Genomic DNA, 16,289 nt, shown 5'->3' on the forward strand with positions numbered 1-16,289 from the left:
CAGCCTTTCAACTTGTTGTGCCAAATGCCTGAAATTCAATGTTGACCAAGGGAAAGTCGGGCATTTTGGCACTTTGCGGCAGGCATAAACCGTGTTAATCGGGCCATGACTGCGCGCAGTCGACCGTTCCGGCCAGGTGTCCGGCAGCTCTTGCTGCCCTGGGTTTCCGCGGTTTCGGTTGGATGGATTGCCCGTTGGACCATCTTGGTCTATCAGGCGTGATAGAGTGCCGGTGCCGGTAACAGCGCCGTAGAGAAACATAAGGTCGAGGAACTCCGACATGAGCGATATCGCAGAACGCGTGAAGAAAATTGTTATTGATCATCTTGGCGTCGACGCCGAAAAGGTCAGCGAAGGCGCAAGCTTCATCGATGACCTCGGCGCGGACTCGCTCGACACCGTCGAACTGGTAATGGCATTCGAAGAAGAATTCGGTGTCGAAATTCCGGACGACGCTGCAGATTCGATCCTCACCGTCGGCGACGCCGTGAAGTTCATCGAGAAGGCGCAGGCCTGACTTTTGGCTTGAGTCCATTGGCGGGCCGCAGGCGCGGCCCGTTCAGCCCCAGGGCAGTGGGCTGGCCCGCATTGGCCGCGGGTTGCGATCAGCAAAGCGTCCTGCCTTTCCCTCTGATCGTTATTCCTGCATGTTTCTGTGGAACGTAACCCGTCCAGGGACAAAACATGCGATCAAAGACAACGTTGCAGCGAGTTTTGCCAGCCTTGCGCGGCGCTGTAGCGAGATTTGCAATGTATTGCACGGGTCGCGATCGTCACGTGGTCCGGTCCGGCGGTTGAATTGAACAATCAGGGTGGGTCACGGGTATGAGACGTGTCGTTATCACCGGTACCGGCATGGTATCTCCTCTGGGTTGCGGAACCGAAGTCAGCTGGTCGCGCCTTCTGGCCGGCGACAATGCAGCCCGCAGGGTCACCGAATTCGAGGTCGAGGACCTTCCCGCCAAGATAGCCTGCCGAATTCCTTTCGGCGATGGTAGCGACGGTACGTTCAATGCCGACGACTGGATGGAGCCCAAGGAACAGCGCAAGGTCGACCCTTTCATCGTCTACGCGATGGCCGCTGCCGACATGGCGCTTGCGGATGCGGGCTGGAACCCTGAAACAGACGAAGACCAGATTTCGACCGGCGTCCTGATCGGCTCCGGCATTGGCGGCCTGGAAGGTATTGTCGATGCGGGCTATACGTTGCGCGACAAGGGCCCGCGCCGGATTTCACCATTCTTCATTCCCGGCCGGCTGATCAATCTCGCAGCAGGGCAGGTTTCCATCCGCCACAAGCTGCGCGGTCCTAACCATTCCGTCGTGACGGCCTGTTCGACCGGCGCGCATGCGATCGGTGACGCCAGCCGGTTGATCGCGCTCGGAGACGCGGACGTGATGGTGGCGGGTGGCACGGAATCGCCGATCTGCCGCATCTCGCTCGCAGGCTTCGCCGCCTGCAAGGCGCTCTCGACCCAGCACAACGACAATCCGCAAAAGGCATCGCGGCCCTATGACGCCGATCGCGACGGCTTCGTCATGGGCGAGGGCGCGGGTATCGTCATTCTGGAAGAGCTGGAGCACGCGAAGGCACGCGGCGCCAAGATCTACGCCGAGGTGATCGGCTACGGTCTGTCCGGCGATGCCTTCCACATCACTGCTCCGTCCGAGAACGGCGAAGGCGCTTACCGATGCATGCAGATGGCGCTGAAGCGCGCCGGCATCTCGGCTGCGGACATCGACTATATCAACGCACACGGCACCTCGACAATGGCCGACACGATTGAACTCGGCGCTGTCGAGCGATTGGTCGGAGACAGCGGTTCCAAAATTTCCATGTCCTCGACCAAATCGGCAATCGGCCATTTGCTCGGTGCGGCCGGCGCGGTCGAGGCGATCTTCTCGGCGCTCGCCATCAGGGACAATATCGCCCCTCCGACGCTTAACCTCGACAACCCTTCCGTCGAGACGAAGATCGACCTCGTGCCGCATTCCGCACGTAAGCGCGAGATCAATGTGGCCCTGTCGAACTCGTTCGGATTCGGTGGCACCAACGCGTCGTTGATCCTGCGCCGTTACGCCGGCCATTAGATCACGACGATTTAAGCACATCTTCATCGGTATCGATCCGCGGTCCCGCTTTTTGCCGCAATGCTCACTAAAAGCTGTCGCCGGGGTGGCGACGACTCGGCACCGCCGCCGAAGGACTATGTTCGCGCAAGCCACCTCTGGTAATTGTAGAATATTCATCGCATGGCGGGCCGTTGCTTCTCTGGAGCAGCAGAGGCTGCCGTAACATTCACTGGTCGCCGGTCTAAGCCGAAATTCGCACCGGCGGCGGATTGAATAACGTTGCGAGTTTCGGAATCGGGATAATCGTGAGCGACTCAAACGATAACAGCGCGGTACAATTCGGCCGCAATGAAACCGGGAGCAACGGGCCGATCATTCCGAAGTCGGCCAATGAAGCGTTGCGTCCCGAGAGGGTTCCACACCCGCCGAAGCGTTCACGCAAGGCGCGCAGCCAGGTCGTCATCTTTCTCAACTTCGTCATGACCGCGGTTGTGTTCGTGGCGCTGGCGGCGGCCGGCGCCGTCTATTATGCGATGCATGAATATGAGAAGGCGGGGCCCCTGCAGGCGAACAAGAATTTCATCGTTCGCAGCGGCGCCGGCATCAGCGAAATCGCCAGCAATCTGGAGCGCAACGAGATCATCACCGACAGCCGTGTTTTCCGCTTCGTTTCGGAAGCTTATCTGAGCAATGACACGCTCAAGGCCGGCGAGTATGAGATCAAGGCGCATGCATCGATGCAGGAGATCATGCAGCTCCTGAAATCCGGAAAGTCGATCCTCTATTCCGTCTCGTTGCCGGAAGGTCTGACTGTGAAGCAGATGTTTCGCAAGCTTTCCGACGACCCGGTTCTGGTCGGCGACCTGCCGGCGGAACTGCCGCCGGAAGGTTCTCTGAAACCGGACACTTACAAGTTCACCCGAGGAACCGACCGTAACGAGATCGTCAAGCAGATGATCGCTGCGCAAAAGGCCCTGGTGCAGCAGATCTGGGAGAAGCGGGATCCGGACCTGCCCGTGTCAACCATCGAGGAATTCGTCACTCTTGCCTCTATTGTGGAGAAGGAGACCGGTCGCGCGGACGAGCGGCCGCGAGTGGCCTCCGTATTCATCAATCGCCTGGAAAAGGGCATGAGGCTGCAGTCGGATCCGACGATCATCTACGGCATCTTCGGTGGAGAAGGTAAACCCGCCGACCGGGCTATCCTGAGGTCCGACCTCGACAAGCAGACCCCATACAACACCTACCTCATCAAGGGTCTTCCGCCGACGCCGATCGCAAATCCGGGTCGCGCCGCGCTTGAAGCCGTCGCCAACCCGTCGCGCACGCCCGAACTCTATTTTGTCGCCGATGGCACTGGCGGACATGTCTTTGCCGAGACGCTCGACGAACACAACGCCAATGTCCGGCGCTGGCGCAAGCTCGAGGCGGAGAGGGCAGCGGAAGCGGCCAAGGCCACCGAAGCGGCTGAAGACGCCGTAACGCAGACTGGAACGCAGCAGTAATGCTGGCGTCCAGTACTGCTCGGGCCGCTATCGCGAAGTTTTCACTCGGCGACGGCGGGTAAGGCCGGTTCTTCCTGGCCGTTGATAGCCGCAATATAGTCTGCCTCGACGATCTCTATCACCGTGGGGCATCTGCGCAGCAGCGCGGCCTCCAGGAGGGCCGGCAGCTCGCGGTGATCTTTCATGCGATGAGCCTCGCAACCGAAGCCGCGCGAAATGGTCAGAAAATCGGGTGTGAAGATGTCGACGCCGATCGGTTCGATCCCGCGTGTTTCCATGTAGCTCTTGATCTCGCCATAGCCGTTGTTGTTCCACAACAGGACTATGAGTGGCAGCTCTGCCTCGCGGGCGGAACCAAGTTCCGGCAGTGTGAATTGAATGCCGCCATCGCCGATGAGGCATACCGTTGGCCGGCGGGTGCCGATCAGTGCTCCGGTGGCGGCGGGCAGCGCATAGCCGAGTGTGCCGTAGCCGGTGGCCGAGCAGAACCAGGATCGTGGCCGGGTCGCCGCATAGTCGATACAGCCGGCATAGACGGGCTGTGCGGAGTCGCCGACGATAACGACACCGGGCAAGGTGTCGCGCACCACTTCCATCAGGTGAGCACCTGCACGCAGAATGGGATTGAGCGCCTTTCGGACGCCGCTGCGTGCTAATTTCGCCCGGGCGGCGCCATCACCCGGCGGGCGTGGCGAAACGGCCGCAGCCAGAGCTTCGAGCGCGAGAGCAGCATCCGATATCAGTGCCTGATCGGCCGGTCGCCCGCGCATGGCCTGTTCGGCATCGATGTCGATGCGGATCAGTTTGCCGCCGATGCGCGCGCCGCCGGTCTCATAAAAATCGTAATCCGTCGGGCCGAATTCCGTGCCTGCCGCGATCACCAGATCGGCCGTCTCGATGAGGGCTCTGGTCGCCTCCATAGCAGGGCTGCAGGGAACGCCGAGCGGATGTCCCGCCGGCAGGACGCCGCGTCCGTTGACGGTCATGATCACGGGGGCGTCCAGTGCTTCGGCCAGACGGCGCATAGGTACCGCCGCATCGGCGGCGCCGCCGCCGGCCAGGATGATCGGCCGCAGTGCCGCCGTGCACAGGGCGGCGGCGGCCGCGACCGCCTGCGGCTCGGCAGCGGGGCGGCTGGGGACAGGACGCTTCCGTGCCGGCGGCAGGGCCGAAGCATCGGCCGTCAGCAGATCGACCGGCAGTTCGATATGCACCGGCCGCGGCCGGGCCGAAGCGAAGACGGCAAAGGCGCGGGCGACGACCTGCGCCAGCTCGTCCGCCCGCAATATGGTGTGGCTGAAAGCCGTGAACTGGCGGCCAAGCTGGCGTTGGTCCGGAAGTTCGTGCAGATGTCCTTCGCCCGAACCCATGCGGCCGGGAGGATTGACGCTCGTGATGACCAGCATCGGGACAGAATCCCCGTAGGCCTGGGCCATGGCCGTGGCGATGTTGGTCAGGCCGGGGCCGGAGATAATGAAGCACACTCCGGGCTTCCCGGTCGCTCGGGCATAACCATCGGCCATGAAGCCGGCACCCTGTTCGTGGCGCGGGGTGAAATGGCGGATGCCGCTGCGAGGCAAGCCGCGATACATCTCGACGGTATGCACGCCGGGGATTCCGAACACTGTGTCCACCCCATATGCGGCAAGCAGCTCGACCAGATAGAGCCCGACCGTCTTCATCTCAAGCTTCTCCGTTTTCGATGGAGCGGGGGCGCCCCGCGCAGCCGTCCAGTTGTGCAAGTATTCTTTCAAATTCCAGTCCTTGTCCGAAGCCGATGAGCACCAGGAGGTTCTCCACGCCCAGGCCCTCGGGGAGGCGCGCCAGGGGCTGAAAAGTGACCCGCGTGCCGACGACGTGCACGGTGAAGCATCGGCCATCGCTTGCGGTCACGAAACCCTTGGCTCGATAGATCCCGGTTGGCAGTGTGGCGAGCACCGCATGCAGGCGTTTCGCGTCGATTGGCTCATGGTGGCGCCACGTCACGCTTTCGGCTTGTTCGTGAACCGACGTCGCAGCGAAAGCCGAAGCCGGGTCTCGCGCGAGGGTTTCACCTGCGAAAAGAATGCTGAACGGCACACGCGCATTCTCCGTTTCGACGATCCGGCTGTCGGCAAAGCTCCAGCGCTTGCGCCAGGCGTCGAGGGCGTCGCGCGTTGCCAGATCGGTCTTGTTGAGGATCAACAGATCGGCCGACCCGACCTGTGCCTCCGCAAGACCGGGGGCAATCGCGATGGCATCGTCGAAGCCGGCCGCATCGGCAAGCACGAGGACCGCATCTCCCCGGAGGCGCCCGGAAAAGCGGGCATAGAGAACCGTGTCCATGATGCGCCCCGGATCGGCGACGCCACTCGCCTCGATGAGGATGTGGTCGACATCCGGGCGCTCGGTCAAAAGCGCTTCGAGCTGCTCGACGAGCCCCTGGTTCAGCCCGCAGCAGACGCAGCCGTTGGATAGGTTGTAGAGGCCGCCCTCCATGGAGGTGATGAGCGCGGTATCGATGTTGATCGCACCGAAATCGTTGACCAGCACGGCGATCTTCAGGCCGTGGTCGCCGCCGAGGATGTGGTTGACGAGCGTCGTCTTGCCTGCGCCGAGGAAGCCGCCGATGACGGTGACCGGGAGTGGGCCGGCGCTCGTCACCATAGTTTCGGGGCCTCGCCGTGCCAGACGGCATTGGATGCGCCGTTCAGCCGGTCGTGCACGAGTTGGCCCTGCACGAATGTCAGGTCCACGCGGGTGGAGTGAATATTGCCCTGGGGCTCTACCTCGAACAGGTTGCGGTCGAGCACGATGATGTCGGCGGACTTGCCGATTTCGAGCGTGCCCGCCTCGTGCTCGATGCCCATCGACCAGGCGCCGTTCTTGGTCATGACGTCAATAGCCTGAGTAAGGGAGATGGGCTCGCCGAACCGGCCCTCTGCCTCGTCCCACGGATTCGCGCGGGTGACCATGGTTTCGAGCGCGATCCACGGGTCGAGGGGGCTCACCGGCCAGTCGGTGCCGACAACCGCGACACCGCCCGCTTCAAGAACGCCCTTGATGTTATAAGCCCGCGACAGGCGCTCGGGGCCGTAACCGGAGCGAGCACCGGAAACGAACTTCGATGGATACCATGCGACCGGCGAAAACTCCGCGGTGACGTTGAGATCGCGAAACCGCTTGAGGTTGCTGCCGTGCAGGATAGTGGAATGCGCGCATTGATGTCGCACGCCGAGTCCACCCGGTCGCCGGCGCGCTGCCTCTACCGCGTCCAGAAACGTGTCGGAAGCCGCGTCGCCCGTGCAATGGGCGATCACCCGGATGCCCTGGCGGTCCATGTCCCAGATCATATCGGCGAGATGCTCCGGCGTCAGGTTGAGCTTGCCGCGCCAGGCACTGTTTGCGCCGTCCCATGGCGTCATGAGATAGGACGAGCGCGGTTCGACCGTGCCGTCGAAGTGGAATTTCACGGCACTGGCGTCGAGCCGGGCGGAACGGTAATAGTGGCGCTCCCCCGCGAGCAGCTCCCAGCGGCGGCGCACGGGAAAGATGTCGTCCTGCCAACTGATCGCAGCCTCGACCCGGAGCGTCAATTCGCCGGATTGATCGAGGGATTGCAGCGCGTTCAGCCGGTTTTCGCAGACATGGACATATTTGGTCGCGACCACCCCGCGTGCGGACTGATAGCGAATGCCGTCTCGGTAGGCCGCGCGCAGTACCGCGACCGGTGTGGCGGGCATGGCCGCATGGATCAGGGCGTAGGCACCATCGATGAGCAGACCCGTCGGCTCGCCGCTTACCGGGTCGCGTTCGAAATATCCGTTGAGGGGATCCGGCGTGTCGGCGTTGATGCCAGCGCGAAGAAGGGCCTCGCTGTTGACCATCATGGTGCCCCACATGCGGTCGAGAAGCGCGACCGGCCGATCGGGCATCACGGCATCCAGCCAGTCCCGCCCGGGAACGAGGCCTGCTTGCCGGAAAGTATAACGCACGAAATACTGCCCGTAGATCCATTCGCGGTCGGGATATCGGGCGGCGTAGGCCAAAACCGCGTTGCGCACCTGATCGGGCGTCGGATCGACGAGACCGATGTCGAGATCCTCGGCATAGCGGGGCGCGAGCGCGAGGTCGGGATGTGTGTGCATATCGTAGAGGCCCGGCATGGCAAAACGCCCGCCCAGGTCCGTGACTTCGGTCTGAGCACCGATCAGATGCTCCATGTCCGCGCGCTCGCCGCGCGCTACGATACGCCCACCCGCGACCGCCAGAGCCCGACACCAGGGCAGGCCGGGATCCCCTGTATAGATTTGGCCGTTGGTGAGTACGAGGTCGGCCTGAGCGCTGCGGGCCGCGTGGCTTGGACGATGATCGTAAAGAGAGCGCATGGCCGGTTACCTGCCTGAAAGAAGGGGGCCGGCTTCAATAGCCGGCGGTCGGGATCCACCATTCGCGGCCGCGCACGGTGGTGACATATTCCGGCCAGCGCAGGCCGATAGGAGCCTCGTAGTCGGCGAGGGGCGGGATCCATTTCGTGCCGCCCACACCGCCACCGGTTCGCTCCTCGAATTCCTTCATCGCTGCTGCGCGTGCCTCGGCGTTCTGCAGGAGTTCCAGCATGGAATGAGCGATCGTCTTCGATGCGCAGATGACCATCGGATCGATCGTCTCGGGTATGCCGCCCAGAGCATTCAACACCCAGTCGGGATAAGCGAATCCGGCAGGGCCGTTCAGCATCGGCCGGGCGATGTAGAGGCGCGCTGTCGGCGTATGCCAGCACATGTCGGTGTAGTCGTCCGACGTGTAGTTGACCTGCGACGGCGGCAGGTCCCGTCTGAGAATGCGCTCGGCTTCCTGCGGGGCGATCAGCGTCTCGCAATCGAGCAGGAACGGCTCCGCCATGGGCTGCAGGCCTAGGTTGGATTGTATTTCCCGAGCAATCGCCTTGGCTTTCTCACCCCATTTAGGGGCCCCGACGGCAGCAAGCTTGTCATATACGAGATCGGCCATCACATGGTTGGCGAGGCCCGGACGCGATTTCGAAACCCAGATCCTTTCGACGCGGCAATGCGCAAGCCGCGAAGCGGCATCGGCATTTCGGTCGAGGATCAACGTCGCCTGCTCGGCAAGTTCAACGGTCGGTACGCGGATGATGTACTGGATCTCGGCGATCCTGGCGGGCAGATTATCGGCGGTGGCTTGCCCGGCCGTCAGGATCGCTTCGCTTATCGACCAGCCGCCCATATGCGGCAGCATCGAATCGCGCAGCGCCTTGGAGGCGTTGTACATGTAGAACAGGGCGTCGTTGGCGCCCGGCGCGCGCACCGCACTGTGCGCCTGCGGGATCGGAGTTCCATCGGCCCGCTTCAGCCAGGTCTCGGGCGCGTCGCAGACAAACCGGTAAACCATTGCATAGGCCGCGCCGCAATGGGTGTCCCAGTTCACGGTATTGCAAAGCGGCAGCATATAGCAGGGATGGAAACTAATCATGGCGTCGAGGCCGTCATAGAAACCCTTGGCCGCATGGATCGGCTTGGAGCCGCGAACCTTCTCAGCCGGCTCGCCGAAGAATTTCAGCGTGCCGGGAATATCGTGCGCCTGCATTGCTGCCTTTGTGGCCAACAGGCCGCCGAGTGCGCTTGTGCCGAGAGCTGAATGCGGATCGGTATGGCCGCCGGCGTGCTCGTTGAGACCGGATCTAGGCTGTTTTTCGGTACCGGCGGCCTGACAATTGCCCGGCACGGCATCATACTCGGCATAGGTCGCGATGACAGGACCGCCCCTGCCGTGCGTCCAGCATGCGGCGAAGGCGGTTGGCATTCCGCCCGAGCCTTCCTCCACCTCGAAACCTTCGGCACGCAGGCGCTGCACATACCAGGCGGCGGATTCGTACTCGCGCCAGGCCGTCTCGCCGCGATGCCAGATTTCGCTTGTCCATTCCGACAGTGCAGCAGCGTGCTGGTCGATCCAGTGCGTTGCGGTTACCTCGGCATTGTTCTTGACCATCTTGCTCTTTCCAACCGGAGGGTTGCACCTGCTCGCAAAGAAAGCAGTGAAATGCTTGCACAAAAAGCGATATGTTTTATCGTTTCGTGCAAATTTCGTTCACCACAGGAGGTTCGATCGTGCGGATACCCTCGACACAGGCACTTCGTGCACTCGAGAGCTTTGCGCGACACGGCACCGTCTGGCGCGCAGCGGAAGAACTGCACCTGACCCGAAGCGCGGTGAGCCACCAATTGCGGCTTCTCGAGCGTGAGCTGGGTTTTGACCTCCTCGAGCGGGTCGGCAAAGGCGTAGCATTGACCGCGCGCGGCCGGCGTTATGCCCATGATGTGCACAAGGCGCTGACGATGATCGGTGACGCCGGGGCGCAGAACCGCGGCGGTGGTATCGGCGGCTCGTTCCGCGTAAGCTGCACGCCCGGCTTTGCCTCTCTCTGGCTGTGCACCCATATCGCGGAGTTCCAGGAGATGTATCAGGACGTCTCCTTGTCCATCGTGACGCCGCGACGTCTCGACGACGTGAGCAATCCGGACGTCGATGCGTTCATCGCCTTTGGTGACGGAAACTGGCCCAATTGCGGCGTCGAGCTGTTGTGCGACGTCCTCTTCACTCCCCTCTGCAGTCCGAGCCTTCTCAATAGGCTGGGAGGGTTTTCCAAGCCGGCCGATGTGTTGCGCGCAAATCTGCTTCACCTCAACGATGTCGACGACTGGTCGCGCTGGCTTTCGCTCACTAAGGTGGAAACGGCGGACCCATCCGGCGGCATCTTCTTTTCGGACATGAACCTGGTTTTCTCCGCAGCCATTGCCGGGCAGGGAATAGCCATGGGCGATTCGCTCACCGGGCAGACGGCATTGAGCGAGGGCAGACTCGTACGCCCGTTCGACATCGCGGTTCCCGCAGCCCGCTCCTATTACCTCGTTGTGGACCTGGCCAAGTCCGACCATGCGGTCCTCTTTGCTTTCCGGGATTGGCTTCGGTCGAGCCTCGCGGATGCAGCGGCCGATATGCAAGCCGCTCGAGGATAGCCGGTCGAAAGGTGAATCAAATTTGCCAATAAGGCGAAAATTATTCGGTTGCCGTGAGCCGATTGCGCGCATAGGCTTTCCCAGCAGGTGAGGGAGAGCCTATGCCACATTCACGGCGCGCATCTGAGATCAAGGTGGCCGGCATCGGGAAGAGCTATGGCGCCTTCTGCGCGCTAAAGGATGTTTCGCTTGATATCGGCCGGGGGGAGTTCCTGACATTGCTTGGACCTTCAGGGTCCGGCAAGTCGACATTCCTCATGGTCCTGGCCGGATTTGAACGGCCCAGCCAGGGCAAACTGTTCAGGGATGGTGTCGATATCACCGACCAGCCACCGGAACGGCGCTCGGCCGGCATGGTCTTTCAGGGCTATGCCCTCTTTCCGCATATGAGCGTGGCGGCCAACATCGCCTTTCCCTTACGCGTGCGCCGTAAGCCCGAGGACGAGATCAAGCGCCGGGTAGGCGAAATGGTCGAGCGTGTCGGCTTGCTGGGCCACGAGCATAAGCTGCCCGCAAAACTCTCAGGCGGCCAGCAACAGCGCGTGGCATTGGCGCGTGCTCTTGTTTTCGAGCCGGGGGTTCTCCTGCTCGATGAGCCTTTCTCCGCACTCGACAAAAGCCTTCGCGGCCAGATGCAGGCAGAGATGAAGCGACTGCACGAGGAGACCGGCACGACGTTCGTCTTTGTCACGCACGATCAAAGCGAAGCGCTGGCGCTGTCTTCGCGCGTTTCCATCTTCAATCATGGCGAAGTCCTCCAGGTCGGCACGCCGCAAGAGGTGTACGAGCGGCCCAGCAGCCGTTTCGTTGCCGAGTTTCTGGGCGAGATCAACATGTTGCCGTTGCGTGACGTCCGGCCCGCAAATGGCGGAGCCCGCGGACTGGTGGAGGACCGCGAGGTGGCCTTAGGATTCGCCTCTGGCGATGTTCGCGGTGAAGCGGTCCTTGCCGTGCGGCCTGAGCATATGTCGATCGCACGCGAGCCGCATGCGCAGGAAAACAGCATCGCGGTCTCCGCGGTCTCCTCTACCTATCTTGGCTCCGCGGTGCGTCTCGAACTGGTGACGCGTGGCGGATCCAGCGCGAGCGTTTGCGTGCCGATGGAGTCGGCGCGCCACGCTCTGGAAGGGAGCGATACCGTTTGGCTGACATGGCCCGCCGGAAAAGGCTTTCTGTTGCCGGCCTCCGGCTGAAACACCACAGACCGGCAGACGCCTATTGTGCAGTGATAAAAAAGGGGAACGACGATGAATGAAGCTTTTCAGAGAGACTGTATTGAAATTCTCGCAGACAAGGTCAAGCGCGGCGAGATGACCCGCCGGCGCTTTGCCCAGCTCGCCGCGATGCTCGTCGCCGGGGCGCCGCTGGCGCTCCGGGCAGGCGGTGCCGCGGCGCAGGCCAAGCAGCTTGTTTTCGTAAACTGGGGCGGAGATGCCATCACCGCCTATGACAAGGCTTACGGCCAGCCGTTTCTGGAGGAAGCCGGAATCACGGTCAGGCAAGACGGTTCGGGGCCGACCGAAGGTGCCATCACCGCCCAGTTCAAGAGTGGGGCTCCGAGCTGGGATATCGTCGATGCGGATCCCTTCTCGGCGATAACGCTGGGCAAGCAGGGGATGATCGAGGAAATCGACTACTCTGTTGTCGACAAGAATAAAATGCGTCCGGGTTTTGGCTGGGACTATGCCGCGTCGAGCTATTTCTTCTCCTACGTCATCGCCTACGATTCCGAAAAATACGGCGACAATCCTCCCAAAGGCATGGCCGACTTCTTCGATGTGAATGCCTTCCCCGGCAAGCGCTCCCTCTACAAGTGGGGCAGCGCTATGTGGGAAGCGGCCCTTCTCGGTGACGGCGTCGCTCCCGAAAAGCTCTACCCGCTCGACCTCAAACGCGCCCATGACAAGATCGCCGCATTCAAGGAAAACGTCGTCGCCTATTGGGGCGGCGGCTCTGAAAGCCAGTCGCTCCTTCTCGACGGCGAGGCCTCAATGGCCCTCATCTGGTCGACCCGTGCCTCGCTGATCGAGCAGGACTCGGGTGGCCGCATCAAATTCATCTGGGATCAGGGCCTGCTGTCTCCGGGGGCCATGGCCGTCATAAAGGGCAACCCCGGCGGCCGCGACGCGGCGATGAAATTCATCGCAAGCGCTCAGGACCCGCAGAAGCAGCTTGTCATGTTCGACCTGCTTCGGCAGGGACCGGCAAATCCTGCTGCCGACGCGCTTATCCCCGAGGAGCAGAAGCGCAAGCAGATACCGCTTAACATGGAATGGTACGCAGAGCATTACGGGCCGGCGCTCAACGAATTCACCAAAATCGTTTCCGCCTGAGCCGCCGATGCTCGCGCGCTCCCACAATCTTGGCGCGGCGCTCCTTCTGGCGCCGCTTCTCCTGCTCCTTGCCGTGGCATACGGCATCCCGTTTCTTGGCGTGATGAGATGGAGCTTTACTCTGCCCGAGCCAGGGCTCGCGCAATATCTTACGGTTTTCACCGACCCGTTGGTGCAATCGGTTTTCGTGCGGACTGCGCGCATCTGTGCGCTCGTCACGGTGACGGCCGTCGCTGCTGCCTATGCCATTGCCTATGTTTGGGTGCGCGGCACGCCGGGTCAGCGGCTCATTGCGGAATACTGCATCCTCGTGCCGTTCTGGATCTCGGTGCTGACCCGCGCCTTTGGCTGGGTGGCACTTCTTTCGAACCGTGGGCTCATCAATAGCTGGCTGCAGTCGCTCGGCATCCTCGGCGAGCCTCTCGCTCTCGTCCGCAACGAGTTCGGCGTCGTCGTCGGGATGACGCATTTCCTTATACCGTTCGCGGTGTTTCCGATCGCATCGGCGATGCGCGCCGTCGACGAACGCGTGCTGCTTGCCGCGCGCGGTCTGGGCGCAAGCCGCACCCGCACCTTCTGGTCGGTATTCGTGCCTTTGACCATGTCGGGAATTATCGGCGCCGCATTGATCGTTTTCGTCTTCGCGCTCGGCTTCTTCGTCACACCGGCAATTCTCGGCGGCGGCCGCAGCGTCATGGTGGCAGAGCTGGTCTACCTTCGCATATTCCAGAGTCCGGACTGGGGTCTTGGTGCTGCCATCAGCGTGACCCTCGTCCTGATCGTCGGCCTGCTGACGGCAGCCCTGTTCCGGTTTTTGCGGTTTTCCCAGATGGCAGGTTGAAGATGAGTGCATATCGTCCTGGCCCTCTTGCCCTGTTCTTCGCCTTCGTGGTGATAATCTTCCTGCTGATGCCGCTGCTGGCTGTCGTACCGGTGTCGTTTACCCCATCGCGCATGCTCTCTATGCCGGCAGGAGAGCTGTCGATCAGGCATTATCGGGCGCTGTTTGAAGATCCACGCTGGCTCGACAGCATCCTTCTCAGCCTGCGCGTCGGCCTTGTCTCCAGCGTGCTCGCGACGCTCTTCGCCCTTACATTCAGCCTCGGCATCTGGATGTTCCGGCCACGCTTCACCGCCGTTCTGGTGGGCTTCGTTCTTCTGCCGATGATCGTCCCGCCGGTTGTCTCCGCAATCACCCTCTACTTTCTGCTCACTTCGATGTCGAACATCGGAAGCATGATCGGGTACGACACCTGGCTGGGGGTGGTGCTTGCCCATGTCGTGGTTACGGTGCCCTTCGCCGTGGTGCTCATTCTCGTCTCGCTCGGCCAGGTTGACCGGCGGATCGATCTCGCTGCGCGCGGGCTCGGCGCGTCCACATGGGAAAGGGCGACAAAGGTCATCATCCCCAACATCAAATTCGGGATTGCTGCGGCATGGCTCCTGTCTTTCGTGCTTTCCTGGGAGGAGATCGGCGTTACGCTCTTCATCACCAGCGTCAATGCCATTACCCTTCCACGGCTGATGTGGATGGGTTTGCGTGACAACATCGATCCCGCCATCGCAGCAATCTCGGTCATCCTGATCCTGATCACCGTTACGGCGATGACGATTCGCATCTTCTTCGCGCGATCCAGGTGACATGCGGGCGCCGATGATGCGTCCTACGCTCATGTGGACGAGTTCGGCACGGTGCGGATATTGCTTGCGGAGTTCCCCGCTGTGGCCATAGTGCTTCCCGCAACAACGGCGGGCCTCCCCTCGGGGTACCTGGACCGTTGTGATTTTTGGATCACCGGAGGACAGGATGCCGCTCCAATCGATGACCGGCTTTGCCAGGAGTGAGGGGAGCAGCGGGCGCTATCGCTGGGCCTGGGAACTCCGCTCCGTCAATGGCAAAGGGCTCGACATGCGCCTGCGGCTGCCGCCCGGGCTGGAGCGCTTCGAGCCCGACTGTCGACGCCTTGCTTCGCAGCATTTCGCACGAGGCAACGTGCAGGTCGGCCTTTCGCTCAGCAGAACTGAAACCTCGGTCGAAGCCGTCGTCAACGAGGACGCGCTTGCCGCCGTCCTGAAGCTTCGCGAACGGCTGGGCGATGCAATCGATCCGGCGCCGCTCAAACTCGACACGCTGCTTTCCATACGCGGCATCGTCGATTTCCGGGAACCGGAGGAGAGCGAAAGCGAGCGCGCCGAGCGTGACGCGGAGGTACTCGCGGGCCTCGAAGGCGCGCTCGCAGATCTGCGGGCGATGCGGGAAGAAGAGGGCAAAGCGCTCGGCCAGGTTTTGCTCGCCCAGGTGGATCGGATGGAAAAGCTGGCGGCAATCGTCGAAAACGATCCGTCCCGAAGCCCGAAGGCGATCGCCGACAGGTTGGCGCAGCAGGTCTCGATGGTCATCGACAATGCATCCTCGATCGATCGGGAAAGGTTGCATGCGGAGGTAGCGCTGCTGGCGACGAAGGCGGACCTTCGCGAGGAACTCGACCGGCTGAGCTCGCATATCGCTGCCGCTCGCGACCTCCTGACAAAGGGTGGGCCCGTCGGGCGCAAGCTCGATTTCCTTGCACAGGAATTTAACCGCGAATCGAATACCATCTGTTCGAAGTCGAATGCCGCCGCCGTCTCGGCCGCCGGTATCGAGTTGAAGGTCGTAATCGACCATTTCCGCGAACAGGTTCAGAATCTGGAGTAGGATATGAAACCGGCGACCGTTTCGCCCACAAAGATCGCTCGCCGCGGGCTGATGCTCGTGATCTCATCGCCGTCAGGTGCGGGGAAGTCGACGATCGCCCGTAACCTGCTCGAAGCCGATCCGGACCTTAGCATTTCGGTGAGCGTGACCACGCGTTCGCGGCGCCCGAGCGAGATCGAGGGACGACATTATTTTTTCAAGACCATCCGTGAGTTCGAGGCGCTGAAAGCAACGGATTCGCTGCTTGAATGGGCGGAAGTGCACGGGAACTTCTACGGCACGCCACGCGATGCAGTGGAAAAGGCGATGGGCGAAGGCCGTGACATGCTGTTCGACATCGACTGGCAGGGTGCGCAGCAGCTGCAGGAGAAGATGGCGGGCGACGTGGTATCGATCTTCATCCTGCCGCCCTCGATGGCCGAATTGCAGTCGAGGCTCCACCGGCGCGCCGAGGACAGCGAAGAGGTCATCGCGACCCGGCTCGCCAACTCCCGGGCCGAAATAGAGCACTGGCGTGAATATGATTACATCGTGGTCAACGACGATCTCGACCGGGCCTTCTCCTCCGTCCGGGCAATAGTCGAAGCCGAGCGCCTTCGCCGCGACAGGCGACCTGGCCTCTTCGAATTCGTCAACGGGCTGCTGACCGAAAATCCGCTTTGAGCGCGCC

The 16,289-nt window shown here is 62.0% G+C and carries 14 protein-coding genes; 10 read left to right on the forward strand and 4 right to left on the reverse strand.

Going from position 1 to position 16,289, the window contains the following annotated elements; genetic code table 11:
• Window positions 1-280: 280 nt before the first annotated feature.
• The 3 genes from FB009_RS05230 to mltG all read left to right on the forward strand — a co-directional run bounded on the left by FB009_RS05230 (window position 281) and on the right by mltG (window position 3,578).
• On the forward strand, window positions 281-517 hold the full coding sequence (locus FB009_RS05230; protein WP_003531676.1) for an acyl carrier protein: 237 nt from the start codon (window positions 281-283) through the stop codon (window positions 515-517).
• Between the two features lie 308 nt (window positions 518-825).
• Window positions 826-2,091, forward strand: coding sequence for a beta-ketoacyl-ACP synthase II (gene fabF / locus FB009_RS05235; RefSeq protein ID WP_018208731.1), 1,266 nt, complete (start codon window positions 826-828; stop codon window positions 2,089-2,091).
• 287 nt (window positions 2,092-2,378) lie between these two features.
• Window positions 2,379-3,578 carry an endolytic transglycosylase MltG gene (gene mltG / locus FB009_RS05240; protein ID WP_011974946.1) on the forward strand — a complete coding sequence of 400 codons (1,200 nt, stop codon included), beginning with the start codon at window positions 2,379-2,381 and terminating at the stop codon, window positions 3,576-3,578.
• A gap of 41 nt (window positions 3,579-3,619) precedes the next feature.
• Here the strand turns inward: mltG and FB009_RS05245 are convergent, their stop codons facing one another.
• The 4 genes from FB009_RS05245 to FB009_RS05260 are packed head-to-tail and all read right to left on the reverse strand — an operon-like array spanning window position 3,620 to window position 9,563.
• On the reverse strand, window positions 3,620-5,260 hold the full coding sequence (locus tag FB009_RS05245) for a 5-guanidino-2-oxopentanoate decarboxylase (protein ID WP_011974947.1): 1,641 nt from the start codon (window positions 5,258-5,260) through the stop codon (window positions 3,620-3,622).
• Between the two features lies 1 nt (window position 5,261).
• The gene (locus FB009_RS05250; RefSeq protein WP_011974948.1) at window positions 5,262-6,224 is read right to left on the reverse strand and encodes a CobW family GTP-binding protein; all 963 of its coding nucleotides are present in this window, start codon (window positions 6,222-6,224) and stop codon (window positions 5,262-5,264) included.
• Window positions 6,218-7,945, reverse strand: a complete 1,728-nt coding sequence (locus FB009_RS05255; protein ID WP_011974949.1) for an amidohydrolase — start codon at window positions 7,943-7,945, stop codon at window positions 6,218-6,220. The genes FB009_RS05250 and FB009_RS05255 overlap by 7 nt, the downstream gene beginning before the upstream one ends.
• Before the next feature lie 34 nt (window positions 7,946-7,979).
• Complete coding sequence (locus FB009_RS05260; protein WP_011974950.1) at window positions 7,980-9,563, reverse strand: zinc-binding metallopeptidase family protein; 1,584 nt, start codon at window positions 9,561-9,563, stop codon at window positions 7,980-7,982.
• Window positions 9,564-9,682: 119 nt separating this feature from the next.
• Here FB009_RS05260 and FB009_RS05265 point away from each other — a divergent pair, with 119 nt between their 5' ends.
• The 7 genes from FB009_RS05265 to gmk all read left to right on the forward strand — a co-directional run bounded on the left by FB009_RS05265 (window position 9,683) and on the right by gmk (window position 16,282).
• Entirely contained in the window at window positions 9,683-10,591 is a 909-nt protein-coding gene (locus FB009_RS05265) for a LysR substrate-binding domain-containing protein (RefSeq protein WP_011974951.1), read from the forward strand.
• 101 nt (window positions 10,592-10,692) lie between these two features.
• Complete coding sequence (locus tag FB009_RS05270) at window positions 10,693-11,784, forward strand: ABC transporter ATP-binding protein (protein WP_018208727.1); 1,092 nt, start codon at window positions 10,693-10,695, stop codon at window positions 11,782-11,784.
• A 54-nt stretch (window positions 11,785-11,838) separates the two neighbouring features.
• Window positions 11,839-12,924, forward strand: a complete 1,086-nt coding sequence (locus tag FB009_RS05275) for an ABC transporter substrate-binding protein (protein ID WP_145161477.1) — start codon at window positions 11,839-11,841, stop codon at window positions 12,922-12,924.
• Between the two features lie 7 nt (window positions 12,925-12,931).
• The gene (locus tag FB009_RS05280; protein ID WP_011974954.1) at window positions 12,932-13,765 is read left to right on the forward strand and encodes an ABC transporter permease; all 834 of its coding nucleotides are present in this window, start codon (window positions 12,932-12,934) and stop codon (window positions 13,763-13,765) included.
• 2 nt (window positions 13,766-13,767) lie between these two features.
• The gene (locus tag FB009_RS05285) at window positions 13,768-14,565 is read left to right on the forward strand and encodes an ABC transporter permease (protein ID WP_011974955.1); all 798 of its coding nucleotides are present in this window, start codon (window positions 13,768-13,770) and stop codon (window positions 14,563-14,565) included.
• Window positions 14,566-14,731: 166 nt separating this feature from the next.
• A complete protein-coding gene (locus tag FB009_RS05290; RefSeq protein ID WP_011974956.1) occupies window positions 14,732-15,619 on the forward strand; it encodes a YicC/YloC family endoribonuclease in 888 nt (295 codons plus the stop codon).
• A 3-nt stretch (window positions 15,620-15,622) separates the two neighbouring features.
• Window positions 15,623-16,282 (forward strand): guanylate kinase, encoded by a 660-nt coding sequence (gene gmk, locus FB009_RS05295; RefSeq protein WP_011974957.1) that lies wholly within the window; start codon window positions 15,623-15,625, stop codon window positions 16,280-16,282.
• The last annotated feature ends 7 nt before the right edge of the window (window positions 16,283-16,289 follow it).

The sequence above is a fragment of the Sinorhizobium medicae genome, assembly GCF_007827695.1.
GTDB lineage: Bacteria > Pseudomonadota > Alphaproteobacteria > Rhizobiales > Rhizobiaceae > Sinorhizobium > Sinorhizobium medicae.

Coding starts and splice junctions, on each gene's coding strand:
- FB009_RS05260 (WP_011974950.1), bottom strand. CDS start 9,563: ATGGTCAAGAACAATGCCGAGGTAACCGCAACGCACTGGATCGACCAG.
- FB009_RS05280 (WP_011974954.1), top strand. CDS start 12,932: ATGCTCGCGCGCTCCCACAATCTTGGCGCGGCGCTCCTTCTGGCGCCG.
- fabF (WP_018208731.1), top strand. CDS start 826: ATGAGACGTGTCGTTATCACCGGTACCGGCATGGTATCTCCTCTGGGT.
- FB009_RS05275 (WP_145161477.1), top strand. CDS start 11,839: ATGAATGAAGCTTTTCAGAGAGACTGTATTGAAATTCTCGCAGACAAG.
- FB009_RS05285 (WP_011974955.1), top strand. CDS start 13,768: ATGAGTGCATATCGTCCTGGCCCTCTTGCCCTGTTCTTCGCCTTCGTG.
- FB009_RS05290 (WP_011974956.1), top strand. CDS start 14,732: ATGCCGCTCCAATCGATGACCGGCTTTGCCAGGAGTGAGGGGAGCAGC.
- FB009_RS05245 (WP_011974947.1), bottom strand. CDS start 5,260: ATGAAGACGGTCGGGCTCTATCTGGTCGAGCTGCTTGCCGCATATGGG.
- FB009_RS05250 (WP_011974948.1), bottom strand. CDS start 6,224: ATGGTGACGAGCGCCGGCCCACTCCCGGTCACCGTCATCGGCGGCTTC.
- gmk (WP_011974957.1), top strand. CDS start 15,623: ATGAAACCGGCGACCGTTTCGCCCACAAAGATCGCTCGCCGCGGGCTG.
- FB009_RS05270 (WP_018208727.1), top strand. CDS start 10,693: ATGCCACATTCACGGCGCGCATCTGAGATCAAGGTGGCCGGCATCGGG.
- FB009_RS05230 (WP_003531676.1), top strand. CDS start 281: ATGAGCGATATCGCAGAACGCGTGAAGAAAATTGTTATTGATCATCTT.
- FB009_RS05255 (WP_011974949.1), bottom strand. CDS start 7,945: ATGCGCTCTCTTTACGATCATCGTCCAAGCCACGCGGCCCGCAGCGCT.